This window comes from Nocardia sp. SSK8, assembly GCF_037034205.1.
Classification (GTDB): domain Bacteria; phylum Actinomycetota; class Actinomycetes; order Mycobacteriales; family Mycobacteriaceae; genus Nocardia.
Genome location: NZ_JBAGKD010000018.1, coordinates 16,004 through 38,303, shown reverse-complemented (window position 1 = coordinate 38,303; position 22,300 = coordinate 16,004). Strand labels below are relative to the sequence as shown.

Sequence of the window (22,300 nt, the reverse complement as noted above, 5' to 3'; positions counted from 1 at the left end):
CTGTGTCCGTAGCAGCCGATCAGCAACCGCTTCGGGGGTGTCTGAGAGGCTGCGCCGCCGGTAGGACAACAATAAACTCCGCTATAGCAACGGTGCGCGGACAAGTCGGGGAGGTGAACGGTGGTCGAACCGGGGAACCGCACTGCCTCGACCGAGGTGGCGGCCGTGCGTTCGGGCCCGTCGCCGCAGGCCGGAGCGGGTACGACGGCCGCGAAGAAGGGTGTCGCGACCGGGTCGGCCGGTCGGCGCGCGGCGCTGCGCCGCCCGGGCATCGGCACCGAGCGACCGCCCGCGCCCGACGTCGCGGCCCTGCGCGCGCAGTTCCGCCCGGCCCGGATGCGCAGCTTCGTGCAGTCCTCGCCGGGGCGTCTGGTGGCCGCCGGACTGGTGCTGATGGCTCTGTGCGTCACCGCGGGGGCGGTGACTTCCACCATCGTGCGCGACCGCCAGCAAGCTCTCGGCGTCCTGCTCGACGACACCGAACCCGACGCGCATTCGGCCAACCATCTCTACACCTCGCTGTCCATCGCCGACGCCGCCGCGGGCACCGCCTTCATCGCCGGTGGGCTCGAACCGCAGGCGGTGCGCGACCGCTACACCCAGGCCGTCGGCGAGGCCGCGGCCGAGCTGGTCACCCAGGCCGGGCACATCTCCGCCGAGGAGGCCGCCGACCCCAGCGGCACCGACCGGCGCCTGCGCACCGGCATCGCCACCGGCCTGCCCGTCTACACCGGCCTGATCGAGACCGCCCGCGCCAACAACCGCAACGGCTATCCCGTCGGCGCCGCCTACCTCAGCGAGGCCTCGCACCAGATGCAGACCTCGCTGCTGCCGATGGCCGAGGAACTCGAGAACCACCGCATCGACGCGGTGACCGCCGCCCAGCACCGGCACGTGCAGCCGCCGTGGCCCGCGATCGTGCTGCTCATGCTGACCCTGGGCGCCCTGGTCTGGGTGCAGGTGGAGCTGGCCCGCCGCTCGCGCCGCTTCTTCAATATGGGTCTGCTGCTGAGCACGGCCGCGCTCGCGCTGACACTGCTCTGGACGGTGGTGGCCGGATCGCTGTCGGCGGTGGCGATGATCCGCTGCCGCGACGAGGGCGCGGTCCCCGCGGCCCGGCTGGCCGAGAGCCGGATCCTGGTGCAGCAGGCCAGGTCCGCGGAGATGGTGAAGCTGGTGCGCCGCGACGCCACCGGCGACTACGACCGCACCTTCGACGTGAACGCGGCCCGCCTGATCGAACTGCTCGACGGCTACCCCGCCGACGCCCCCGCCCGCACCGAGGTCGCCGCCGCCCGGGCCGCGCTCACCCGCTGGCAGTCCGCGCACGAGCGGATGAACGACACCCTCGAGCGCGGCGATTTCACCGGCGCGGCCGCGGTCGCCACCGGCCCCAGCGCCGCGGACTCCACCGCCCAGGTCGACGCACTCGACCGCGCCCTCAACGAAGCCTCGGCGGCGACGCGGAATACCTTGCGCTCCAAGGTCTCCCAGGCCATCGACGTGCTCTCGTTCCTCGCGCCCGGCGCCATGATCCTCGGCATCGCCGGTGCTGTCTGCGTCGGGCTCGGCCTGTGGCCCCGGCTGCGGGAGTACCGGTGAGGCCCGCGCGCGCCCTCGCGGCGCTGGCCCTGGCCGCGACGGCCCTGCTCGGCGGCTGTTCCGACAGCACCCCGGCCCCCGACGAGCGCGGCGTGTACTCCGAACCGCCGCTGCCCGCCAAGGCGATTCCGGTCGGCACCGACACCCCCGTCCCGCCGCGCAACGGCGAGAAATGCGGCGACCCCACCGCCAGCCTGCGGCCCAGCACCGCGGGCGGTCCCACGGTCGAGGCCATCCGCGCGCGCGGCAGGCTCGTGGTCGGGCTGGACGCGGGCAGCAACCTGTTCAGCTTCCGCGACCCGCTGACCGGCCGCATCGTCGGCTTCGACGCCGATATCGCCCGCGAGATCGCCCGCGACCTGCTCGGCGACCCCGACCTCATCGAATACCGCAGTCTCGCTTCGGAAGAGCGCGAGCGCGCCCTCCAGGACCACACCGTCGACCTGATCGCAAAGACCATGACGATCACCTGCGAACGCCGTCAGCGGGTGGCCTTCTCCACGGTGTACCTGCGCGCCGATCAGCGGGTGCTGGCGGTGAAGAACTCCGGCATCAACGGCCTGGCCGATCTGGCGGGCAAGCGGGTCTGCGTGGCGCGCGGCACCACCTCGCTCGACCACATCCGCCGCGACCAGCCCGCCGCAACTATCCTCACCGTGCCCACCTGGGCCGACTGCCTGGTGGTGCTGCAACAGCGCCAGGTCGACGCGGTGAGCACCGACGACTCCATCCTCGCTGGCCTGGCCGCCCAGGACCCCTACACCGAGGTGGTCGGCGGCAGCATCAGCGCCGAACCGTACGGCATCGGCATCCCCAAGGGCGACGACGATCTGGTGCGCTTCGTCAACGCCACGCTCGAGCGCATCCGCAACGACGGCACCTGGACCCGCATCCATCGGCGCTGGCTCGCCTCCCTCGGCGACCCGCCGACCCCACCCGCCCCCACGTACCAGGACTGATCGCCGATGAGTACGCAGGACGACCCCGCCGAACACACCCCCACCGAGCTGTCCCGGCGCGAGCCAACCCAGCTCACCGAACGCCCCCGCCCCGGCACCCTGCCCGGCGGCTGGACGCTGCCGCCCGAACCCGCCGACGACCCGCCCGCCGACGACGAGACCCAGCCGCTGCCCAAGCTGCCCTCGCACGCGGTCACCGAGATCGCCGCCCGGCCCGCCACCCAGGCCACCCCCGCCGCCACCCAGGGTTCCTGGGTCTCCGAACCGGTGGCCACCTCGCGCTCCGGGCGCAGCGTCCGCACCGCCCGTTCCCGCCCGACCCGGCGGCTGGGCGCGGGGCTGGTGCCCATCCCGACCGTCACCCCCGCCGACCCGCGCGACGCGGTGCTCGCCGATCCGGTGGTCTCCGAGGGCAGGCGGTTCTGCTGGCGCTGCGCGAATCCGGTGGGCCGGTCCACCCCGGTGCGCGCCGCCAGTTCCAGCGGGGAGTGCGAGACCTGCGGCGCCGCTTACGATTTCCGGCCCTCGCTGCACGAGGGCGATATGGTCGCCGGGCAGTACGAGATCCAGGGCTGTATCGCGCACGGCGGGCTGGGCTGGATCTATCTGGCCATCGACCGCAATGTCAGCGACCGCTGGGTGGTACTCAAGGGCCTGCTGCACGCCGGTGACGCCGAGGCGCAAGCCGTCGCGGTGGCCGAGCGGCAGTTCCTGGCCGAGGTGGCGCACCCGAGCATCGTCAAGATCCACAACTTCGTCGAGCACACGGCCCCGGACGGGTCGAGCATCGGCTACATCGTGATGGAGTACGTCGGCGGCCATTCGCTGCGCGATATCCTCGACGCCCGGCCGCACGGGAAGCGGATGCCGCTGGCCGAGGCCATCGCCTATGTGCTGGAGATCCTGCCCGCGCTCGACCACCTGCATTCGATCGGCCTGACCTACAACGACCTCAAGCCCGACAATGTGATGGTCACCGAGGACCAGGTGAAGCTCATCGACCTGGGCGCGGTCGCCACCATCGAAGCCTACGGAAACCTGTACGGCACCAAAGGTTTCCAAGCCCCGGAGATCGCCCGTACCGGCCCCACCCCCGCCTCCGACGTCTACACCGTCGGCCGCACCCTGGCCGCGCTCACCCTGGACCTGCCCAGCGAGCACGGCCGCTTTCTCGACGGCATCCCCGACCCCGCCGACGAACCACTGCTGGGACAGTACGAGTTCTTCCACCGCTTCCTGCTCACCGCCACCGAACTCGATCCGGCCCAGCGCTTTCCGACCGCGCGGGCCATGTCGGCGCAGCTCGCGGGTGTGCTGCGCGAGATCCTCGCCTACGACACGGGCAGCGAACATCCCCAGCTGTCCACAGTGTTCAGTCCCCAGCGCGCCAGCTTCGGCACCGAGGAACTGATCAGCCAGACCGATGCCTACCTCGACGGGGTCGGCCGCTCGCCCCAGCTCGATTCCAGCACGGTCGTCGCCGCGCTACCGGTTCCACTCATCGACCCGGCCGACCCGTCCGCGCCCCTACTGGCCGCCACCGCCAACCCGGAACCCGAACGCGTCCTCGAGGCCCTGCACGACGCCCGCGAACGCGCCGAGGCCGACCCCGACAACGCCCCCGAGACACTGGCGGGAGAGCTGCTCTACGCCGAGGCCCGCGCACTCCTCGAACTCGGCGAATCCGCCGCAGTGCTGCACCTGCTCGACCGCGCACCCAACGAATCCGATTGGCGCACCGACTGGTTCACCGGCCTGGCCGGTCTGCTCGAACTCGACTACGAGGCCGCCTTCGGCTCCTTCGAAGCGGTGCTGCGGGTACTGCCCGGCGAGATCGCGCCCAAGCTGGCCCTGGCCGCCACCGCGGAACTGATTCTCCAGCACTGGGAATCGGACGCGCCCGAACAGTGGCGCGCCTTCGCCGAACGCTATTACGCCACCGTGTGGCGCACCGACCGCGCCGTGGTGAGCGCCGCCTTCGGCCTGGCCAGGCAGCTGGCCGTGGCCGGACAGGTCGGCGAGGCGGTGCACGCGCTCGACGAGGTCCCCGCCGCCTCCCGGCATTTCACCACTGCCCAGACCACCGCCATCCTGCTGCTGCTCACCAGCGCCCCGGTCGCCGACCTCGACGAACAGGTCCTGCGCCTGGCCGCCTCCCGCGCCCAATCCATCCCCGCGGGCGAACACCGCGCCACCCTCATGCGCACCCTCGTCCAGGGCACGGCCCTGGCCTGGCTGCGGGCGGGCAACACCCCGAAACGCAAGGACGCCAAGCTCTTCGGCCGCCCCTTCGACGAACGCGACCTGCGCCACGGCACCGAGTCCGGCCTGCGCGCCCTGGCCCGCAACGCTCCCGGCCGCGCCCACCGCTACGCGCTGGTGGACCTGGCGAACTCCCTCCGCCCCAAGTCCTGGTTCTGAACGACCTTCTCCGCACGACCACGACCACGACCACCGTGCGCTAGCGGCCACGCGGGCCGCGCTGCGCCCGGTAGGGTCCACCCCGTACCGCCGATCGGCAGGCCACGCCGCACGGGACCGTCACGTCGAGCTGATCGCCGCGGCGGGCGCGACCCTAAACGCTGACGGCGACTTCGTGCGCGGCCCGCGCGATGGCGAGCTCCTCGTTCGTCGGTACCACGAGCACCGCGACCGGCGAGGAGTCCGGGGAGATCCGCCGGGCACCGGGCGCACGCGTCTGGTTGCGCTCGGGGTCGATCTCGATGCCAAGCCCGGCCAGGTCCGCCACGGCGGCGGCACGCACGGCCGCGCTGTTCTCGCCGACACCGGCGGTGAAGACGATGGCGTCCACCTTGCCGAGTTCCACCAGGTAGGCGCCCAGGTAGCGGCGCAACCGGTGGATGTAGACATCGAAGGCCAGCTTGGCCTGGGCGTCACCATTGTCGATGAGCTGCTGGAGTTCCCGGAAATCGTTGACGCCGGACAGCCCCTTGATCCCGGAGTCGCGATTGAGCAGCTGCTCGACGGCGGGTAGGTCCAGCCCGGCGGCGTGCATGAGGTGCGGCATGATGCCGGGGTCCAGGTCACCGGGGCGGGTGCCCATGACCAGGCCCTCGAGCGGGGTCATGCCCATGGTGGTGTCGACCGCGACACCACCGCGCACGGCCGAGGCGGACGCGCCGTTGCCGAGGTGGAAGATGATCTGGTTCAGTTCCCCGGCGGGACGGCCGAGGAACTCCGCGGCCTTCTCCGAGACGTACTGGTGCGAGGTGCCGTGGAACCCGTAGCGGCGAACCCCGTGCGCGGCAGCCAGTTTCGCGTCCAGCGCGTAGGTCCGGGCGGCCTCGGACAGGGTGTGGAAGAAGGCGGTGTCGAAGACCGCAACCTCCGGAATCCCTGGCAGCAGTTCGGTGGTCGACTCGATGCCGATGGCATTGGCCGGATTGTGCAGCGGCGCCAACCGCGACAGGTCACGAATGGTGGCGAGCACCTCGTCGGTGATCAAGGTCGGCTGCCAGAACACCTCGCCGCCGTGCACCACCCGGTGCCCGACCGCGCCGATCCCGGCGGTGGTCAGGTCGATCCCGGTATCGCGGAACATCTCGAAGGCCTGACGCAGCCCGGCACGGTGATCCGCGATCGGACCCTCGTGCACGAGCTTCTGGCCACCACATTCGTGGACGACCCGCCCGCCGTGCGCCTCCCCGATCTTCTCGACCAGCCCCGAGGCCCGGACCTGGGCCGAATCCGCGTGCAGCAGCTGATATTTGATCGAAGAGGAACCGCAGTTCAGCACCAGCATCAAGTCACTCACGCTGTCTCCATTCGGCATGCTCGGGCGCTGACCTCTCATGCCAGGTCCCCCTGCGCCTGGATGGCGGTGATCGCCACGGTGTTCACGATGTCGGCGACCAGTGCCCCGCGCGAGAGATCGTTGACCGGCTTGCGCAGACCCTGCAGCACCGGCCCGATCGCGACGGCGCCCGCGCTGCGCTGCACCGCCTTGTAGGTGTTGTTGCCGGTATTGAGATCCGGGAACACGAACACCGTGGCCTTGCCCGCCACCGTGGAGTTCGGCAGCTTGGTGCTCGCCACGGCCGGTTCGATCGCGGCGTCGTACTGGATCGGCCCCTCCACCGGCAGCTCGGGCGCGCGCTCACGCACGAATTCGGTGGCGGTGCGCACCTTGTCGACATCGGCGCCGGTGCCCGAGGCGCCGGTCGAGTACGACAACATGGCCACCCGCGGCTCGATCCCGAAGCGGGCGGCGGTCTCGGCCGAGGACACCGCGATATCGGCGAGCTGCTCGGAGGTCGGGTCGGGCACCACCGCGCAGTCGCCGTAGGCGAGCACCCGGTCGGCCAGGCACATCAGGAACACACTCGACACCGTGGAGACGCCCGGCACCGTCTTGATGATCTCGAAGGACGGCCGGATGGTGTGCGCGGTGGTGTGCGCGGCGCCGGAGACCATGCCGTCGGCGATCCCCTGGTAGACCATCATGGTGCCGAAATACGAGATATCGGCCATGGTTTCGCGGGCCCGCTCGAGCGTCATCCCCTTGTGCTTGCGCAGTTCGGTGTACTCGGCGGCGAATTCGTCGAGGTAGCCGGAGGTGCGTGGGTCGAGCACCTGGGCGGCGTCGATGTCGACGCCGAGCTCGGCGGCGCGGGCGCGCACGGCGGTCTCGTCACCGAGGATGGTGAGGTCGGCGATCTTGCGCTGGAGCACTCGGCCCGCGGCGCGCAGGATGCGGTCGTCGTCGCCCTCGGGCAGCACGATGCGCTTGCGGTCGCCGCGCGCGCGTTCGATCAGCCGGTACTCGAACATCTGCGGGGTCACCACATTCGAGGCGGGCACCTGGATGCGTTCGAGCAGGGCGGGCGCGTCGACGCGCTGTTCCATCAGGGCCAGCGCGGTGTCGACCTTGAGCGGGCTGCCCGCCCACATCCGGCCGCGGGTGCGGTGCACGGCGCTGGCGGTGTCATAGGTGCCCAGTTCGGTGGTGAGGATGGGCAGCTTGGGGTGCAGGCCCTCCATCAGCCGGGCGATGGCCGGGTGCGGGCGGATGCCGCCGTTCATGATCACCCCGGCCAGCGACGGAAAGCCCGCCGCCTCATGGGCATTCACCACGCTGAGCAGCACATCGGACCGGTCGCCAGGGGCGATCACCACCACGCCGTCGGACAGGCGCTCGAGTATGTGTTCGGCGGTCATGCCGCCCACCATGATCCGCAGAGCCTCACGTTGCAGCAGTTCCGGGTCGCCGCTGTAGATCTCGCCGTCGATGGCCCCGCACAGCTCGCCCATGGTCGGCGCCATCAGCAGCGGCACCTCCGGCAGCGTCCAGGACGGCACCTCGGAATCGGCCAGCGCGGCACCGATCTCGTCGATCTCGCCGGGCGCGCAGCGGTTGGCGACCACCGCCACCAGCTGGGCGTGCTCCCCGGCCAGCTCGCCGGAACACAACTCGACCAGATGCTTGACCTCGGCGGGCGTGCGCTCGGCGCCACGCACCACCAGCAGCACCGGGGCGCCGAGGTTCACCGCGATGCGGGCGTTGAAGCGCAGTTCGCTGGGGCTGGCCACATCGGTGTAGTCACTGCCGACGATCACCACCGCGTCGCACGCCTTGGCGACATCGTGGAAGCGCATCACGATCTCGCTGATCGCGGCGTCGGGGTCGCGGTGTACGTCCTCGTAGCTGACGCCGACGGCCTGCTCGTAGCCGATATCGGCGGTGCTGTGCTCGAGCAGGAGTTCGAGGATGTAGTCGGTCTCGGCCGAGGAGCGGGTGATCGGGCGGAACACGCCGACCCGCGCGGTGGTGGCGCACAACATCTGCAGCACACCCAGCGCCACGGTGGATTTACCGGTGTCACCCTCCGGGGAGGCGATGTACACGGTGGACGGCGCTTGTTCGACCATGCTGGCGAGCTTAGTTAATCGATGGCGATCCGGCCGGGCGGTGTGGTGTTCGACCGGGTTGCGCCAGTTCAGCGCACCGGGTCGAACACCGCGAACCCGAGCTGGCCCGCGACAGTGGCCATCGCCGTGTCGTGGGTGACCACCGTCAGATCCTCCAAGCCACTGCGCAGGGCGGACGCCAGGTGGATGGCGTCGAGCGTCTTGATGTGCGAGATGATCGCTTCGGCCTCGTTGAGTACCGCGTGATCGACCGGGACGATGTCGATGTAGTCGATGATCTGGCCACGATCCAGGACCGGCAAACCCTCCCGGCGCAGCACCCGGGTGATCTCGGTGCGCAGCAGCCGGGAGGAAATGATCCGGCTGGCATCGTCGGCGGTGGTGGCGTCGAACCATTCGGCCGCGGGCCGCGAGTGCCCCAAGATGATCCGGACGGCTACCGAGGTGTCGAGGTAGAACGCCCTCACCACTCACCCTTCTCGGACTCGAGAAGTTCCTCGATGGAGGTGGCGGTGCGCAATTCGTGGCGCGCGATAGCACTCGTGCGCGCACCGCCCGCCACCGCTCGCCGGATGATCTGGGTCGACGTCACCGCGGGCACGATGTAACCCACCCGGTGGTTGTGCCGGGTCAGTTCGTAGACCTCACCGGACTCCACATCGGCGACCATCGCCGAGGGGTTCTGGCGCAGTTCACCAACACTGATCGACTTCATTCCACCAGCGTAGCCGGAAATGTCTACCAATGTCTACGAACTGACTCCGGCCCAGCTCAGCCCAGCGCGCGCAGGCGGGGGGCCAGGTCGCGCTCGAACAGGTCGAGGAAGCGGAGCTGGTCGTGGCCGGGGGCATGGAAGACCAGGTGGTTGAGGCCCGCGTCCAGGTAGGGCTTGATCTGGGCGACGGCCTCGTCCGGGTCGCTGGCCACGATCCAGCGCTTGGCGACCTGCTCGATCGGCAGCGCGTCGGCGGCGGCTTCCATCTCGATCGGGTCGGTGATGTCGTGCTTCTGCTCGGCGGTCAGCGACAGCGGGGCCCAGAAGCGCGTGTTCTGCAGGGCCAGTTCGGGATCGGTGTCGTAGGAGATCTTGATCTCGATCATCTTGTCGATCCCGGCGACATCGCGCTCGGCCTTGGCCGCGCCCTCGGCGACGGCGGGCAGCAACTTCTCGGTGTAGAGGTCCATGCCCTTGCCCGAGGTGCAGATGAAACCGTCACCCGCGCGGCCCGCGTAGCGCGCGACGACCGGGCCGCCCGCGGCGATGTAGACGGGGATGCCGCCCTTGGGCACGTCGTAGATGGAGGCGCCGACGGTGTGGTAGTACTCGCCGTCGAAATCGACGCGGTCCCCGGTCCACAGCGCGCGCATCAGCTGCACCGACTCGCGCAGCCGGGCGAAACGCTCCTTGAAATCGGGCCATTCACCCTTGTAGCCGGTGGCGATCTCGTTGAGCGCCTCGCCGGTGCCGACCCCGAGCATCACCCGTCCCGGGTACAGGCAGCCGAAGGTCGCGAAGGCCTGGGCGATCACCGCCGGGTTGTAGCGGAAGGTGGGGGTGAGCACCGAGGTGCCGAGCATGATGCGTTCGGTGCGCTCGCCGGTGGCGGCTAGCCAGGCCAGGGAGAACGGCGCGTGGCCGCCGTTGTGCCGCCACGGCTGGAAGTGATCGCTCACGGTCGCGCTGTCGAGACCGTGTTCCTCGGCGGCCACCGCCAGCTCGACCAGCTCTCGCGGACCGAACTGCTCGGCCGATGCCTTGTACCCGAGCTTGAGATCAACCATCTCAGCCACTCCTGTCTTCGCTTCGTCGCGCCCCTGCCGCTTCGACACTAACCAACCCGCGAACCGGCTGCCCGGTAGCACGGCGACCGCGTTTAGCGGATGATTAGCTGGTGACCGCCAAGGATGAGCAGATCTTGTCGTACCTGACCGACATGGACGGTGTGCTGGTCCACGAGGACCAGTTGATCCCCGGCGCCGACGAATTCCTCGCCGAGCTGCGCGCCAACGAGATCCCCTTCCTCGTCCTCACCAACAACTCCATCCGCACCCCGCGCGACCTGCAGGCCCGGCTGCGCCAGACCGGCCTGGACATCCCCGAGCAGGCCATCTGGACCTCGGCCCTGGCCACCGCCACCTTCCTCGACGAGCAGCGCCCCAACGGCACCGCCTACGTCGTGGGCGAATCCGGCCTCACCACCGCCCTGCACGAGATCGGCTACGTCCTCACCGACGTCGACCCCGACTACGTCGTCCTCGGCGAGACGCGCACCTACTCCTTCGAGGCCATCACCACCGCCATCCGCCTGGTCGACCGCGGCGCCAAGTTCATCGCCACCAACCCCGACGCCACCGGCCCGTCCCGCGACGGCGTGCTCCCCGCCACCGGCTCGGTCGCCGCCCTGATCACCCGCGCCACCGGCAAGGACCCCTACTACGTGGGCAAACCCAACCCGCTGATGATGCGCTCGGCCCTGCGCCGCATCGGCGCGCATTCGCAGAGCACCGTGATGATCGGCGACCGGATGGACACCGACGTGATCGCCGGGCTCGAAGCGGGCCTGCGCACCATCCTGGTGACCTCGGGTATCTCCACCAAGTCCTCGGTCGAGGCCTACCCCTTCCGCCCGACCATGGTGGTCGATTCGGTCGCCGACCTGGTCGGCCGCACCGGCAGGCCGTTCGCGGAGATGTGATCTAGCTCTCATCGGAATAAGTTTCCTTGTCCACTAGTTATAGTTGCCATGGCAACCAAAGCGAGCCGAGGAGGGCCAGTGCAGTTCGGAATCTTCACCGTGGGTGACGTGACCACCGATCCGACGACCGGCCGTACCCCCACCGAGGGCGAGCGGATCAAGGCGATGACCACCATCGCGCAGAAGGCCGAGGAGGTGGGCCTTGACGTATTCGCCATGGGCGAGCACCACAACCCGCCCTTCGTCCCGTCCTCGCCCACCACCATGCTCGGCTACATCGCGGGCCGCACCGACCGCATCCAGCTGTCGACCTCGACCACGCTGATCACCACCAACGACCCGGTCAAGATCGCCGAGGACTTCGCGACCCTGCAGCACCTCGCCGACGGCCGCGTCGACCTGATGCTCGGCCGCGGCAACACCGGCCCGGTCTACCCGTGGTTCGGCAAGGACATCCGCGACGGCATCCCGCTCGCCATCGAGAACTACGCCCTGCTGCACAAGCTGTGGCGCGAGGACGTGGTGACCTGGCAGGGCCGCTTCCGCACCCCGCTGCAGTCGTTCACCGCGACCCCGCGCCCGCTCGACGATGTCCCGCCGTTCGTCTGGCACGGCTCGATCCGCAGCCCGGAGATCGCCGAACAGGCCGCCTACTACGGTGACGGCTTCTTCGCCAACCACATCTTCTGGCCCAAGGACCACTTCCAGCGGCTCATCGAGCTCTACCGCCGCCGCTACGAACACTACGGACACGGCAGCGCCGACCAGGCCATCGTCGGCCTCGGCGGACAGGTGTTCCTGCGCAAGAACTCCCAGGACGCGATCCGCGAGTTCCGCCCGTACTTCGACAACGCGCCGGTCTACGGCCACGGCCCCTCGCTCGAGGAATTCAGCGAGCAGACCCCGCTGACCGTCGGCAGCCCCGAACAGGTCATCGAGAAGACGCTCACCTTCCGCGAGCACTTCGGCGACTACCAGCGCCAGCTGTTCCTCGTCGACCACGCGGGCCTGCCACTGAAGACCGTGCTCGAACAGCTCGATCTGCTCGGCGAGCAAGTGATCCCGGTGCTGCGCAAGGAATTCGCCGCCGGTCGTCCCGCGCACGTGCCGGACGCGCCGACGCACGCGTCGCTGCTGGCCGCCAAGGACACGGAGGTCGCCGCATGACCCAGCGGATCGCGGTCGTCTCGGCAGGGCTGTCCCAGCCCTCGTCGACCCGGCTGCTCGCCGAGCGGCTCGGCGCCGCCACGGCCCGCGGCGGCGAGGTCGAACTCGACTTCGTCGACCTGCGCGACCACGCCAGGGACCTGGCCGACAACCTCGTCACCGGGTTCGGATCCCCCACACTGCGCGCCACCATCGACCGGGTCGTCAGCGCCGACGGCCTGATCGCGGTGACGCCGATCTTCAACGCCTCCTACAGCGGCCTGTTCAAGTCGTTCTTCGACGTACTCGAACCGGAATCGCTGGTCGGGATGCCGGTGTTGATCGGCGCCACCGGTGGCACCGAACGGCATTCGCTCGCACTGGAACACGCGCTGCGACCGCTGTTCGCGTATCTGCGCTCGGTCGTCGTTCCCACCGCCGTCTACGCGGCATCCACGGACTGGGGCGACGGCGCGGGCGACGGACTGGACCGCCGGATCGACCGCGCCGCCGAGGAATTCACCGAACTCCTGACCGGCCGATCCCGCACCCGCACCGTCGACCCCTACGCCGAAACCACCCCCTTCGAAGATCTGCTAACCGGAAACCTCACCCCCACAAGGAGTTCCCTATGACCACCGCACTCGCCAACGGACTCGCCGCCGGTACCTGGACCATCGACGCCAGCCACTCCACCGTCGGCTTCGCCGTACGCCACCTGATGGTGAGCAAGGTCCGCGGCCGCTTCACCGACTTCGACGGCGCGCTCGTCATCGGCGAGGACGGCTCCGCCTCCGCGCACGCCGAGATCCGCGTCGACTCGCTGACCACCGACAACGCCCAGCGCGACGGTCACCTGCGCACCGCCGACTTCTTCCACGCCGAGCAGTTCCCGGTGATGACCTTCAAGTCCACCGGATTCCACGGCAAGGGCAACGATTTCGTCGTCGACGGTGAGTTCACCGTGCGCGGCAACACCAAGCCGGTCTCGCTCGAGGTGGAGTTCCTCGGCGTCAACCCGGGCATGGGCCAGGGCAAGGTGGCCGGGTTCGAGGCCAAGACCGTTGTCTCGCGGCGCGAGTTCGGCCTCGACATCGACATGCCGCTGCCCGACGGCGGCACGGTGATCGGCGACAAGATCACCCTGACCCTCGAGATCGAGGTAGTCCTGCAGGGCTGATCCGCCCAGCACGAAAGCCCTCGCCTGCGACGGCGAGGGCTTTCGTCGTGTCCGGGTCAGATCGGCCGGAAACCGGCGCCGAGGTCGCCGCGCGCGTCGATGTCGTCGAGGATGGCGGTGATGTTCATGCCGACCTCCGGGCCGAGGCAGGGCACGTAGACATAGCCGTTGACCATGCCGACCAGCGTGGAACCGACCACCACCGGGCCACCGGAATCACCGGAGACCACACAGATCTGGGTGAGCGTGGCGATCCCGGATTCCAGCGGGTCACCGTAGGCGAGTCCGCAGGTCTGCGCGGTGCTGCGGCCTTCCTTGCAGGCGATGTCCGGGAACTGCGCCGGGCCGCCGACGCCGGTGATGGTGGTGTTACCCACCCGGTTCACCGGCACGACCACGGCCGGGTCGAAGGTGATCACCGAATAGTCCATGGCCTCGCTGCGGTAGCCGACCGTGCCGACGGTGCCCGCCTCGGCATTGGTCTCGGCGACGATGCTCGCCCCCTCCGGCCCGCAGTGCGCGGCGGTGAGCCCGACCAGCCTGCCGCTCGCATCGTGCCCGATCGTGGTGAGCGTGCAGGTCGCCCCGTCGACGAGGATGCCGGAACCGCCGCCAAGGACCGCCGGGGCCGCGGCGTGCGCCGTGCCGATCGGCCCGGCGGTGAGGGCACCGGCGACGGCCAGCATCGCGCCTGCTGCTGCGAGAGTTTTCGACATGTTCGATCCGATCCGTAGGCTGCGGTTTCCCGGGCGAATACGACTGTTCGATCACACGCCTGGCGACCATAGCAAGGACACATCAGGCGATGTCAGACAACCTCTCCGGTGTGGCTCACCTCCGGTCCGCGCCGTCGATGATCGTGTCCAGGGCCGCGCTGAGCCGGGTGAGGGTGGCGACGGTGGCGGCAAACTCCGCCGGGCCGAGCAGCGCGGCGAGGCGGTCGGCCATGGCCGCGTGCTGCGGGCCGATCCGTTCGATGGCCGCCAGCCCCTGCTCGGTGATGGTGACCAGCTTGGCCCGCTTGTGCGCCGGATTAGCCCGGTACTCGCAGATCCCCTCGGCGACAAGCAGATCCGCCACCCGCTGCACGCTCTGCCGGGTGATGCCCATGGCGCGCGCGATCCCGGCCACCGGCAGCGGCCGCTCCCGCACCGCCGCCATCACCTGCCACCAGGCCACCGAGATCCCCGCCGGGGAAGCCAATCCGTCACCGATGGTGAGGAATTGGCCGTTGAGGCGGTAGACGGTGAGCGCGGCACCGTCGAGCAGATCCTGTTCGGGAGTCATTGCGCGGCCAGCGCGGCATAGGCGGTGGGGTCCTTGTGCGCGAACAGCTGGAACCACGCGTCCAGGACCGGCGGGTCGTAGAGGTCGAGACGGGCGAAGATCTCGCGCGCGAATTCGAAGGGGGACATGGCGTTCGCGGTGATCACGTCGCGATCGGTGACAGCGGGCTCTGCCAGGTAGTGGCTCGCCCCCGAATAGCCCGTCTCGGCAAGGGTTTCCGGGTCGTTGCTGGTGTGCGCGCGGTCATCGAGCAGGCCGACCCGGGCCAGGCCCATGGTCGCGCCGCAGATGGCGGCGACCGGTACGCCCGCCGCGACGAAGCGTTTCGCGGTCTCCGCGAACGGGTTCAGCGCGTCACCGGACCACAGGTCGGCGCCGGGCAGGATCAGCATGGCGCTGTCGGCGGGGTCGAGGTCGGCCAGGGCCAGATCGGGAGTGACCCGGAAGCGGCCCATGGTGGTCACCGGCTCGGCGGTGAGCCCGACCGTGCGCACCTCGAACACGCCCGGTTCCCGATGCCAGGAGGTGTCGGCGATATTGGCCAGGGCCGCGCCCGCCTCCCAGTCCGCGAGGGTGTCGTATACGGCGGCGTGAACTGTTCTCTTGGTCATGACAGCATGCTGTCATGATTGACAGGATGCTGTCAATAAGAATTTTGCAACCCTCCTTTCGTAAGCTCACCGCATTCGGTGCGAGACAAGGAGGTTCAGCCGAGATGACCGACCCCGTGCAGGGCATGACGGGCACCATCACGTCATCGATCCGCGCGGCGGGCGGGCTCGGCGAAGTCCTGGTCGCGATCCGTGGCGGGACCGAGCTGTATCTGGCGCGGGCCGACGAGCCGATCGAGGCGGGCGCCACGGTCCTGGTCGTCGCGGTTCATCCGGGGCGCGTCCTCGACGTGGTCCGCTGGATCCCGCTCGCACCGCAACCGGCGCAAGACAACTGAGAGAAGGGGCTCGCATGCTGGGCTATCACGTTCCCGATCCCGACGAGGCCATGCTGGTCAGCGGTGCCAAGAGCAAGGACAACGCGCCGTTTCGCGTGGTCATCGGGCGCGGCACCTGGGTGATTCCGCTGTTCCGCAAGGTCCGCTACCTGTCGCTGGCGATGTTCGAATCCGAGATCCGCGAGCGGTGTGTCACCAAGCAGGCCATCCAGCTCGACGTGCGCGCGGTGATCGCGTTCAAGGTCGCCAACGACACCCCGTCCATCGTGAACGCCGCCCAGCGCTTCCTGTCCGAGCAGGAGCAGGAGATGTCGGTGCTGACCGGGCGGATCTTCTCCGGCCACCTGCGCTCGATCGTCGGTTCGATGACCGTCGAGGAGATCATCCGCGAGCGCCAGAAACTGGCCGACGAGGTGCTGCTGGCCTCCAAGGTGGAGATGAGCAATATCGGCCTGTGGGTCGACTCGTTCCAGATCCAGTCCATCGACGACGGCGACCTCGGCTACATCAACGCCCTGGCCGCCCCGCACAACGCGGCCGTGCAGCGCGACGCCCAGATCGCCCAGGCCCAGGCCGCCCAGCGCTCCGCCGAGGCCGAGCAGGAATCCCTGCGCCGCCAGGCCGAATACGAGCGCGAGACCTCGATCCTCAAGGCCGAATACCAGCGCGATATCGACAAGGCCCGCGCCGAAGCCGCCCAGGCGGGCCCGCTCGCCGACGCCATCGCCCGCCAGGAAGTCCTCACCGCCCAGGCCGAGCAGGCCCGCAAGAACGCCGAACTGCGCGAGCAGGAACTCCAGGCCGAGGTCGTCAAACCCGCCATGGCCGAGGCCGAACGCGTCCGCATCCTCGCCGAGGCCGAAGCCGACCGCACCCGCATCCAGGCCGAAGCCGCCGCCTCCAACAACCGCATCGCCCTCGACCAGCTGCTCATCGAACAGCTCCCCGAGATCGTCAAACAGGCCTCCACCGGCCTCGCCAACGCCAACCTCACCGTCCTCAACGGCCCCGACGGGGTCGGCGAACTGGTCAACGGCATGGTCGGCCAGGGGTTGACGGTCTTCAACTCGCTGCAGAAGGCCCTGTCCAACGGAGAGGTCGACAAGGCCTGATCGGCGCGCCGATCGCCACCGACGGTCGGCTGCTCCGTTTAAGCAGGTTTCGAACTGCTCGATGAATACACGCCCTGTGGCATCTAGATGCCACAGGGCGTATCTTTGTGGGGTGGGATGGAACGTCTACCTCACCAAGCAGGTCCTGAACTGGGTGGACAGCTTGGACGACGTCATGTTCGACCACTACGAGGCAGCGCGTCAGGAATTGGAGGAAAGGGGCCCGGGACTCGGGCGCCCGTGGGTCGACACACTCGTCGCATCGCGGCATTCCAACATGAAGGAACTACGGATACCAGGGTCGAATGCGCGAATCATCTTCGCGTTCGATCCGAAGCGATCGGCAATCCTGCTGATCGCCGGCGACAAGACACACCGATGGCAGCAGTGGTACCGGGAGAATATCCCCATCGCCGACCGCATTTTCGATGAGCACCTTGGAGGACTGGGCTGATGGAACTATTCGAAAGCAACCGGTCTCGGCATCCGGACGGCGGCCACGACCCGGCACGAGTCGCGGCCGTGCGGAAGAAGATGCGTTCTGTAGAGCGGGCGTATCGGCTCGCCGAGCTCCGGGAGGCCAAGCAACTCAATCAGACCGAGCTCGGCGACCGGATCGGAGTCGGTCAGCGGACGGTGTCGAAGATCGAACACGGCGAGATCGAACGGTCACGCCTCGAGACGATCCGCAAGTACGTCGAGGGGCTCGGCGGCGAAGTCGAAGTGGTGGCGCGATTCGGCGACGAGGCTTTCACCATCGCCTGAGGGGCGCAACTATGGTGATCACCGATTGGGGGTGGGGATGCGTTATGAGGAGGGCCAGCGGCTTCGCGTGGACAGCGAGGACCTCGTCGCTCGATTGAGCATGGACGATGACAGCGAGTTCGGTCCGGCACCGCTCGTGCTCCGGCTGAACCTGAAGGACCCTAAGTGTTCGTGGTCGGTGGGATCGAGGACGTGACCGCCAGGATCGAGATCGGGAGGTTCGCGTGATGTCCCTCGATGGCTGGGCGCGTCAGTCGATGATGAGGTTCGGGCGGTAGTGGCGGAAGGCGGCCAGGATCTGATGGGCGGAGGCATCCAGGACCGGTGGGCTCAAGTTGAGATGCCCGGATTTGACGCCCATCCTCACCTTGGACAGCAGCCGGGCCCGCGGCGAAACCTGGGCGTAGTAGGACGCTGGGTCGTGTAACCAGACGTGGATCCACTCCGCCTTGGATCCGCCGGAGAGCCTCTGGACAGCGAACTCCACACGGGCGACCTCGTTCCATCCGACCCACACACCGTGCCGGTCCATCAGCCCTTCCGCGGTCAGGACGAGTTCCGGCCGGGGCCGAACCAGCCGGGTCGCCGCATAGCCGCCGCCGAGGATCGAGAACGGGACCGTCACCGCGCTCGCGATCAGCGGTATTAGAGGGACGTCGTGGGTTCCGGTGAACTCTGCCCAGACGGCCCAAGCACCTGCGCACCCCATGAGCACCGCCACCACGATTATCGCCCACAGATACAACGGCGCCGGTTGGAAAACCGTCGCGGGCTTCCCCCCGACATACATGAGGGAAGTGTAATTCCTTACTCGCCCAAGCTAACTCAAAGCGTGGTCGAGGTCGGTGAGGAGGTCTTCGATGTCCTCGAGGCCGACCGAGATGCGGACGACGCCGTCGCTGAGGCCGATGGAGGCTCGGCCTTCGGGGCCCATGGCTCGGTGGGTGGTGGTGGCGGGGTGGGTGATGAGGGTTTTGGCGTCGCCGAGGTTGTTGGAGATGTCGATGACGCGCAGGCGGTTCAACACCTCGAAGGCGCGCTTCTTGCCGCTTTCGCCCGCGAGTTCGAAGGTGACGACGGTGCCGCCGCCGGACATCTGGGACTGGGCCAGGGCGTGCTGGGGGTGCGATTCCAGGAAGGGGTACTTGACCCAGTTCACGGACTTGTTCGTCTCCAGGAACTGGGCGACCTTCAAGGCGGAATCGGTGGACTGGCGCACGCGCAGGGGCATGGTCTCCAGGCCCTTGAGCAGGGTCCAGGCGTTGAACGGGCTCAGGGCGGGGCCGGTGTGGCGCATCAGGTTCTTGACGGGGCCGTCGATGTAGTCCTGGGCGCCGAGGATGGCGCCACCGAGCACGCGGCCCTGGCCGTCGATGTGCTTGGTGCCGGAGTAGACGACCACATCGGCGCCGAGTTCGAAGCCGCGCTGCAGCAGCGGGGTGGCGAAGACGTTGTCCAGCACCACCTTCGCGCCCGCGGCGTGGGCGAGCTCGGTGACCTTGCGGACGTCGACGAGAGTCTGCATCGGGTTGGCGGGGGTCTCGAAGAACACCGCCTGGGTGGGCACCGAGAGGGCCTGTTCCCACTGTTCGAGGTCGTCACCGTCGACGAAGACGGTCTCCACACCCCAGCGCGGCAGGATCTCGTTGCACACCACGAAACAGGAACCGAACAGGCTGCGCGCGGCCACGAGCCGGTCGCCCGCCTTCAGCAGCGCGCCCAGCGCGGTGAAGACCGCCGACATGCCCGAGGCGGTCGCGAAGGCGGCCTCGGCGCCGTCGAGCAGGCGGATGCGCTCCTCGAACATGGCCACGGTCGGGTTGCCGTAGCGGGAGTAGACGAAGTGCTCGACCTCGCCGGTGAACGCGGCCTCGGCGGCCTCGGCGCTCTCGTAGACGAAACCCGAGGTCAGGTACAGCGCCTCGGAGGTCTCCTCGAAACCGGAGCGGCGCAGACCGCCGCGGACGCCGAGGGTGGCGGGGCCGACGCCCTCGGGCAGTGGCTTGTCGAACGAACCACCGGTGATCATCTGCTGTCTCCCTTATGCCTGGCGCCACGGCAGGCCGACCGCGCGCCAGCCCACGCTGCCGCGCTGACCGAACGCGTCGGGTCCGCCCTCGAAACCGTCCAGCACGTTGTAGGACGGGGCGATGCCCGCCGCGGTCGCCACGGTCGCCGCGCCGATGGAGCGCTGACCGGAACGACACAGGAACACCACGGGAGCGTCGTCCGGCCGCCCGGCCAGCGCCTGCTCGAGCTCGGCGCCGAAGTTCGGGTTGCGCGTGCCGGTGCCGTCGACCCACTCGATGAAGTGGGCCGGGCGCTCGATGGAGCTGGTGTCGGGGATGCCGATCTGCGCCCACTCACCTTCGGTGCGCACGTCGACCAGCACCGCGCCGGGATGCTCGGTCAGGATCTCCCACGCCTTCTCAGGGGTGATGTCGCCGGCGTAAGTCATGTCGAACCTCCTGCGTGAATCCGCTCTTGCCGTGCCGGAACTCCGGAACACACGGCCAGGTCGTCACCCGGAGCACCCCACCGCGGAGGAGGGTTGCCGGCCAGCGAGCCGGGGCTTGGCGCTGGCACTCATGACCTTGCGATCCGAGATTGCCCCGGCACAGGTCACCGTGTCAAACGATCAGGGCGTGCAGACCAGCCAGGTGCCGTCGACCCTGGTCAAGTTCCAGGTGCTGGTCGAGGACGTGTCACCGACCTGGACGGTGGCGTCGATCTTGGCGCGGTCGCCGTTGACGGTCGGGTTCTGGAAACCCTTCTTGTCGATCGTCACCGCCGATTTCGGGCCGCCGAGGCGCTCGGTGAGGCCGGATTTCTGCTCGTCGAAGCCGGGACAGGCGACACCCTGCGGCGGACGCAGCTCGCTGCGTGAGCGCGCGTCGATATAGTTGGTGACGGCGGCCGCGAGCCGGTCGGCCTCTGTGACATTTTTCTCAGCGGGCGAGAGCAAGCCGCCCAGCACGATGCCGATGAGCACCAGAACCGCGATGACCGCGGCCGCGACGAACGGGACGATGGATCGCTTGTCGGTCTGATCCACCACCACGGGCTGCTCGTCCGAGCCTGTTCGCTCCTCGTTCATGTGCTAATCCTGACAGACCCGGTGCGGGCAACCACACCGCGCGCCGGGTGGCCACAACGCCGCAGATAGAATCGCGGAGAATGCGGCCCGCTGCCGAGGTCCACAGGCAGCTGCCAGCAGCCGGATCGCCAACTTAGCCTAAGCTAAATTGACGCCGTCAACAGTTCTCGACCAAAGGGTGCGCGTAGAAATGACCGAACAGAGTGCAGCGACTCGCCCACTTCGCATCGCGATCGTGGGTGCCGGCCCGGCCGGTATCTACGCCGCCGACGCGTTGATGAAGTCCGATGCCGAGGTGTCGATCGACCTCTACGAGCGCATGCCCGCGCCGTTCGGCCTGATCCGCTACGGCGTCGCCCCCGACCACCCGCGCATCAAGGGCATCATCACCGCCCTGCACAAGGTGCTCGACAAGGAGCAGGTGCGCCTGCTCGGCAATATCGACTACGGCACCGACATCACCCTCGACGACCTGCGTCAGTTCTACGACGCGGTGATCTTCTCCACCGGCGCCAACGCCGACCGCGCGCTGCCCATCCCGGGCATCGACCTGGACGGCTCCTACGGTGCCGCCGACTTCGTGTCCTGGTACGACGGCCACCCCGACGTGCCGCGCAGCTGGCCGCTGGAGGCCGAGAAGGTCGCCGTGCTCGGTGTCGGCAACGTGGCCCTGGACGTGGCCCGCGTGCTGGCCAAGACCGGTGACGAGCTGCTGCCCACCGAGATCCCGCCGAACGTCTACAAGGGCCTCAAGGCCAACAAGGCCGTCGAGGTGCACGTGTTCGGCCGCCGCGGCCCCGCGCAGGCCAAGTTCACCCCGCTCGAGCTGCGCGAACTCGACCACTCGCCGACGATCGAGGTCATCGTCGATCCCGAGGACATCGACTACGACGAGGGCTCGGAGGCGGCGCGCCGCAACTCCAAGCAGGTCGACATGGTCGCCAACACCCTCGAGCAGTGGGCGATCCGCGACCAGGGCGACCGCCCGCACAAGCTGTTCCTGCACTTCTTCGAGTCGCCCGCCGAGGTCATCGGCGAGGACGGCAAGGTCGTCGGTCTCAAGACCGAGCGCACCCAGCTCGACGGCACCGGCAACGTCAAGGGCACCGGCGAGTTCAAGCAGTGGGACGTGCAGGCGATCTACCGCGCGGTGGGTTACCTGTCGCAGAACGTCACCCAGCTGCCCTTCGACGACCAGGCGGGCACCGTGCCCAACGAGGCCGGTCGAGTGCTCGCCGACGAGGCCGCCGAGGGCTCGGCCCGCTTCATGCCCGCCACCTACGTGACCGGCTGGATCAAGCGCGGCCCGGTCGGCCTGATCGGCCACACCAAGGGTGACGCCAACGAGACCATCGCCTGCCTGCTCGACGACGCCAAGGACTTCACCCCGGCGCCGAAGCCCGAGCTCGACGCGGTGACCGAGTTCCTGGAGAGCAAGGGCATCCCGTTCACCACCTGGGCGGGCTGGTACCGCCTCGACGCACACGAGCGCGCCCTGGGCGAGCCCGAGGGCCGCGAGCGCGTGAAGGTCGTCGAGCGCGAGGACATGCTGCGCGCCTCGGAGCCGAACAAGGTCTAGGCACACGCCACGAAGAGCCGGTGGGAACCGGGACATCAC

The 22,300-nt window shown here is 68.9% G+C and carries 23 protein-coding genes, 1 pseudogene and 1 riboswitch; of the genes and pseudogenes, 12 read left to right on the top strand and 12 right to left on the bottom strand.

Annotated features, from left to right (window positions below):
• Positions 1–120 precede the first annotated feature (120 nt).
• From WA675_RS25525 to WA675_RS25515, 3 genes are read left to right on the top strand one after another with little or no spacing between them, the layout of a single operon-like run.
• Entirely contained in the window at positions 121–1,602 is a 1,482-nt protein-coding gene (locus tag WA675_RS25525; protein ID WP_336087767.1) for a hypothetical protein, read from the top strand.
• Positions 1,599–2,561, top strand: a complete 963-nt coding sequence (locus tag WA675_RS25520; RefSeq protein ID WP_336087766.1) for a glutamate ABC transporter substrate-binding protein — start codon at positions 1,599–1,601, stop codon at positions 2,559–2,561. Before WA675_RS25525 ends, WA675_RS25520 begins: the two co-directional genes overlap by 4 nt.
• 6 nt (positions 2,562–2,567) lie before the next feature.
• The gene (locus tag WA675_RS25515; protein WP_336087765.1) at positions 2,568–4,982 is read left to right on the top strand and encodes a serine/threonine-protein kinase; all 2,415 of its coding nucleotides are present in this window, start codon (positions 2,568–2,570) and stop codon (positions 4,980–4,982) included.
• Between the two features lie 154 nt (positions 4,983–5,136).
• Here the strand turns inward: WA675_RS25515 and WA675_RS25510 are convergent, their stop codons facing one another.
• The 5 genes and pseudogenes from WA675_RS25510 to fgd all read right to left on the bottom strand — a co-directional run bounded on the left by WA675_RS25510 (position 5,137) and on the right by fgd (position 10,232).
• Positions 5,137–6,354: an acetate kinase gene (locus tag WA675_RS25510; RefSeq protein WP_336087764.1), complete on the bottom strand. Its 1,218-nt coding sequence runs from the start codon at positions 6,352–6,354 to the stop codon at positions 5,137–5,139.
• Between the two features lie 17 nt (positions 6,355–6,371).
• Positions 6,372–8,450 carry a phosphate acetyltransferase gene (pta, locus tag WA675_RS25505; RefSeq protein WP_336087762.1) on the bottom strand — a complete coding sequence of 693 codons (2,079 nt, stop codon included), beginning with the start codon at positions 8,448–8,450 and terminating at the stop codon, positions 6,372–6,374.
• A 68-nt stretch (positions 8,451–8,518) separates the two neighbouring features.
• Positions 8,519–8,917 carry a type II toxin-antitoxin system VapC family toxin gene (locus WA675_RS25500; RefSeq protein WP_336087760.1) on the bottom strand — a complete coding sequence of 133 codons (399 nt, stop codon included), beginning with the start codon at positions 8,915–8,917 and terminating at the stop codon, positions 8,519–8,521.
• Between the two features lie 98 nt (positions 8,918–9,015).
• Positions 9,016–9,165 (bottom strand): annotated as a pseudogene (locus WA675_RS25495) (type II toxin-antitoxin system Phd/YefM family antitoxin); the annotation flags it as partial.
• A 56-nt stretch (positions 9,166–9,221) separates the two neighbouring features.
• Positions 9,222–10,232 carry a glucose-6-phosphate dehydrogenase (coenzyme-F420) gene (gene fgd, locus WA675_RS25490; RefSeq protein WP_336087759.1) on the bottom strand — a complete coding sequence of 337 codons (1,011 nt, stop codon included), beginning with the start codon at positions 10,230–10,232 and terminating at the stop codon, positions 9,222–9,224.
• A gap of 152 nt (positions 10,233–10,384) precedes the next feature.
• Here fgd and WA675_RS25485 point away from each other — a divergent pair, with 152 nt between their 5' ends.
• The 4 genes from WA675_RS25485 to WA675_RS25470 all read left to right on the top strand — a co-directional run bounded on the left by WA675_RS25485 (position 10,385) and on the right by WA675_RS25470 (position 13,472).
• Positions 10,385–11,146, top strand: coding sequence for an HAD-IIA family hydrolase (locus tag WA675_RS25485; protein WP_442945720.1), 762 nt, complete (start codon positions 10,385–10,387; stop codon positions 11,144–11,146).
• A gap of 78 nt (positions 11,147–11,224) precedes the next feature.
• Positions 11,225–12,313: an LLM class flavin-dependent oxidoreductase gene (locus WA675_RS25480; protein ID WP_336087757.1), complete on the top strand. Its 1,089-nt coding sequence runs from the start codon at positions 11,225–11,227 to the stop codon at positions 12,311–12,313.
• Entirely contained in the window at positions 12,310–12,927 is a 618-nt protein-coding gene (locus WA675_RS25475; RefSeq protein ID WP_336087756.1) for an FMN reductase, read from the top strand. Before WA675_RS25480 ends, WA675_RS25475 begins: the two co-directional genes overlap by 4 nt.
• Complete coding sequence (locus tag WA675_RS25470; RefSeq protein ID WP_336087755.1) at positions 12,924–13,472, top strand: YceI family protein; 549 nt, start codon at positions 12,924–12,926, stop codon at positions 13,470–13,472. The genes WA675_RS25475 and WA675_RS25470 overlap by 4 nt, the downstream gene beginning before the upstream one ends.
• Before the next feature lie 56 nt (positions 13,473–13,528).
• On the opposite strand, the gene WA675_RS25465 is transcribed toward WA675_RS25470, so the two are convergent.
• From WA675_RS25465 to WA675_RS25455, 3 genes are all read right to left on the bottom strand, one after another.
• Complete coding sequence (locus WA675_RS25465; RefSeq protein ID WP_336087753.1) at positions 13,529–14,188, bottom strand: serine protease; 660 nt, start codon at positions 14,186–14,188, stop codon at positions 13,529–13,531.
• A gap of 115 nt (positions 14,189–14,303) precedes the next feature.
• Positions 14,304–14,759, bottom strand: a complete 456-nt coding sequence (locus WA675_RS25460; protein WP_336087751.1) for a MarR family winged helix-turn-helix transcriptional regulator — start codon at positions 14,757–14,759, stop codon at positions 14,304–14,306.
• Complete coding sequence (locus tag WA675_RS25455) at positions 14,756–15,370, bottom strand: DJ-1/PfpI family protein (RefSeq protein ID WP_336087750.1); 615 nt, start codon at positions 15,368–15,370, stop codon at positions 14,756–14,758. Before WA675_RS25455 ends, WA675_RS25460 begins: the two co-directional genes overlap by 4 nt.
• A 104-nt stretch (positions 15,371–15,474) precedes the next feature.
• Between WA675_RS25455 and WA675_RS25450 the strand changes: the two genes are divergently transcribed.
• The 4 genes from WA675_RS25450 to WA675_RS25435 all read left to right on the top strand — a co-directional run bounded on the left by WA675_RS25450 (position 15,475) and on the right by WA675_RS25435 (position 17,585).
• Positions 15,475–15,708 carry a hypothetical protein gene (locus WA675_RS25450; RefSeq protein WP_336087749.1) on the top strand — a complete coding sequence of 78 codons (234 nt, stop codon included), beginning with the start codon at positions 15,475–15,477 and terminating at the stop codon, positions 15,706–15,708.
• Between the two features lie 14 nt (positions 15,709–15,722).
• A complete protein-coding gene (locus WA675_RS25445) occupies positions 15,723–16,820 on the top strand; it encodes an SPFH domain-containing protein (RefSeq protein ID WP_336087748.1) in 1,098 nt (365 codons plus the stop codon).
• A gap of 112 nt (positions 16,821–16,932) precedes the next feature.
• Positions 16,933–17,274 (top strand): type II toxin-antitoxin system RelE/ParE family toxin, encoded by a 342-nt coding sequence (locus tag WA675_RS25440; protein ID WP_336087747.1) that lies wholly within the window; start codon positions 16,933–16,935, stop codon positions 17,272–17,274.
• Entirely contained in the window at positions 17,274–17,585 is a 312-nt protein-coding gene (locus tag WA675_RS25435; protein ID WP_336087746.1) for a helix-turn-helix domain-containing protein, read from the top strand. The genes WA675_RS25440 and WA675_RS25435 overlap by 1 nt, the downstream gene beginning before the upstream one ends.
• Before the next feature lie 250 nt (positions 17,586–17,835).
• Here the strand turns inward: WA675_RS25435 and WA675_RS25430 are convergent, their stop codons facing one another.
• The 4 genes from WA675_RS25430 to WA675_RS25415 form a co-directional block, all read right to left on the bottom strand.
• The gene (locus tag WA675_RS25430; RefSeq protein WP_336087744.1) at positions 17,836–18,309 is read right to left on the bottom strand and encodes a hypothetical protein; all 474 of its coding nucleotides are present in this window, start codon (positions 18,307–18,309) and stop codon (positions 17,836–17,838) included.
• 96 nt (positions 18,310–18,405) lie between these two features.
• Positions 18,406–19,614, bottom strand: coding sequence for an O-succinylhomoserine sulfhydrylase (locus tag WA675_RS25425; RefSeq protein ID WP_336087743.1), 1,209 nt, complete (start codon positions 19,612–19,614; stop codon positions 18,406–18,408).
• A gap of 12 nt (positions 19,615–19,626) precedes the next feature.
• A complete protein-coding gene (locus WA675_RS25420) occupies positions 19,627–20,043 on the bottom strand; it encodes a rhodanese-like domain-containing protein (RefSeq protein WP_336087742.1) in 417 nt (138 codons plus the stop codon).
• A 17-nt stretch (positions 20,044–20,060) separates the two neighbouring features.
• Positions 20,061–20,179, bottom strand: a riboswitch (SAM riboswitch).
• A gap of 44 nt (positions 20,180–20,223) precedes the next feature.
• Positions 20,224–20,682: an Rv0361 family membrane protein gene (locus tag WA675_RS25415; protein ID WP_336087741.1), complete on the bottom strand. Its 459-nt coding sequence runs from the start codon at positions 20,680–20,682 to the stop codon at positions 20,224–20,226.
• A gap of 190 nt (positions 20,683–20,872) precedes the next feature.
• Here WA675_RS25415 and WA675_RS25410 point away from each other — a divergent pair, with 190 nt between their 5' ends.
• A complete protein-coding gene (locus tag WA675_RS25410) occupies positions 20,873–22,261 on the top strand; it encodes an FAD-dependent oxidoreductase (RefSeq protein ID WP_336087740.1) in 1,389 nt (462 codons plus the stop codon).
• Positions 22,262–22,300: the final 39 nt, after the last annotated feature.

What these genes read in the sequence shown, in the direction of transcription:
- WA675_RS25515 (WP_336087765.1), top strand. Translation starts at nt 2,568, where the DNA reads ATGAGTACGCAGGACGACCCCGCCGAACACACCCCCACCGAGCTGTCC.
- WA675_RS25510 (WP_336087764.1), bottom strand. Translation starts at nt 6,354, where the DNA reads ATGCCGAATGGAGACAGCGTGAGTGACTTGATGCTGGTGCTGAACTGC.
- pta (WP_336087762.1), bottom strand. Translation starts at nt 8,450, where the DNA reads ATGGTCGAACAAGCGCCGTCCACCGTGTACATCGCCTCCCCGGAGGGT.
- fgd (WP_336087759.1), bottom strand. Translation starts at nt 10,232, where the DNA reads ATGGTTGATCTCAAGCTCGGGTACAAGGCATCGGCCGAGCAGTTCGGT.
- WA675_RS25485 (WP_442945720.1), top strand. Translation starts at nt 10,385, where the DNA reads ATGGACGGTGTGCTGGTCCACGAGGACCAGTTGATCCCCGGCGCCGAC.
- WA675_RS25475 (WP_336087756.1), top strand. Translation starts at nt 12,310, where the DNA reads ATGACCCAGCGGATCGCGGTCGTCTCGGCAGGGCTGTCCCAGCCCTCG.
- WA675_RS25470 (WP_336087755.1), top strand. Translation starts at nt 12,924, where the DNA reads ATGACCACCGCACTCGCCAACGGACTCGCCGCCGGTACCTGGACCATC.
- WA675_RS25465 (WP_336087753.1), bottom strand. Translation starts at nt 14,188, where the DNA reads ATGTCGAAAACTCTCGCAGCAGCAGGCGCGATGCTGGCCGTCGCCGGT.
- WA675_RS25460 (WP_336087751.1), bottom strand. Translation starts at nt 14,759, where the DNA reads ATGACTCCCGAACAGGATCTGCTCGACGGTGCCGCGCTCACCGTCTAC.
- WA675_RS25455 (WP_336087750.1), bottom strand. Translation starts at nt 15,370, where the DNA reads ATGACCAAGAGAACAGTTCACGCCGCCGTATACGACACCCTCGCGGAC.
- WA675_RS25450 (WP_336087749.1), top strand. Translation starts at nt 15,475, where the DNA reads ATGACCGACCCCGTGCAGGGCATGACGGGCACCATCACGTCATCGATC.
- WA675_RS25445 (WP_336087748.1), top strand. Translation starts at nt 15,723, where the DNA reads ATGCTGGGCTATCACGTTCCCGATCCCGACGAGGCCATGCTGGTCAGC.
- WA675_RS25435 (WP_336087746.1), top strand. Translation starts at nt 17,274, where the DNA reads ATGGAACTATTCGAAAGCAACCGGTCTCGGCATCCGGACGGCGGCCAC.
- WA675_RS25425 (WP_336087743.1), bottom strand. Translation starts at nt 19,614, where the DNA reads ATGATCACCGGTGGTTCGTTCGACAAGCCACTGCCCGAGGGCGTCGGC.
- WA675_RS25420 (WP_336087742.1), bottom strand. Translation starts at nt 20,043, where the DNA reads ATGACTTACGCCGGCGACATCACCCCTGAGAAGGCGTGGGAGATCCTG.
- WA675_RS25415 (WP_336087741.1), bottom strand. Translation starts at nt 20,682, where the DNA reads ATGAACGAGGAGCGAACAGGCTCGGACGAGCAGCCCGTGGTGGTGGAT.
- WA675_RS25410 (WP_336087740.1), top strand. Translation starts at nt 20,873, where the DNA reads ATGACCGAACAGAGTGCAGCGACTCGCCCACTTCGCATCGCGATCGTG.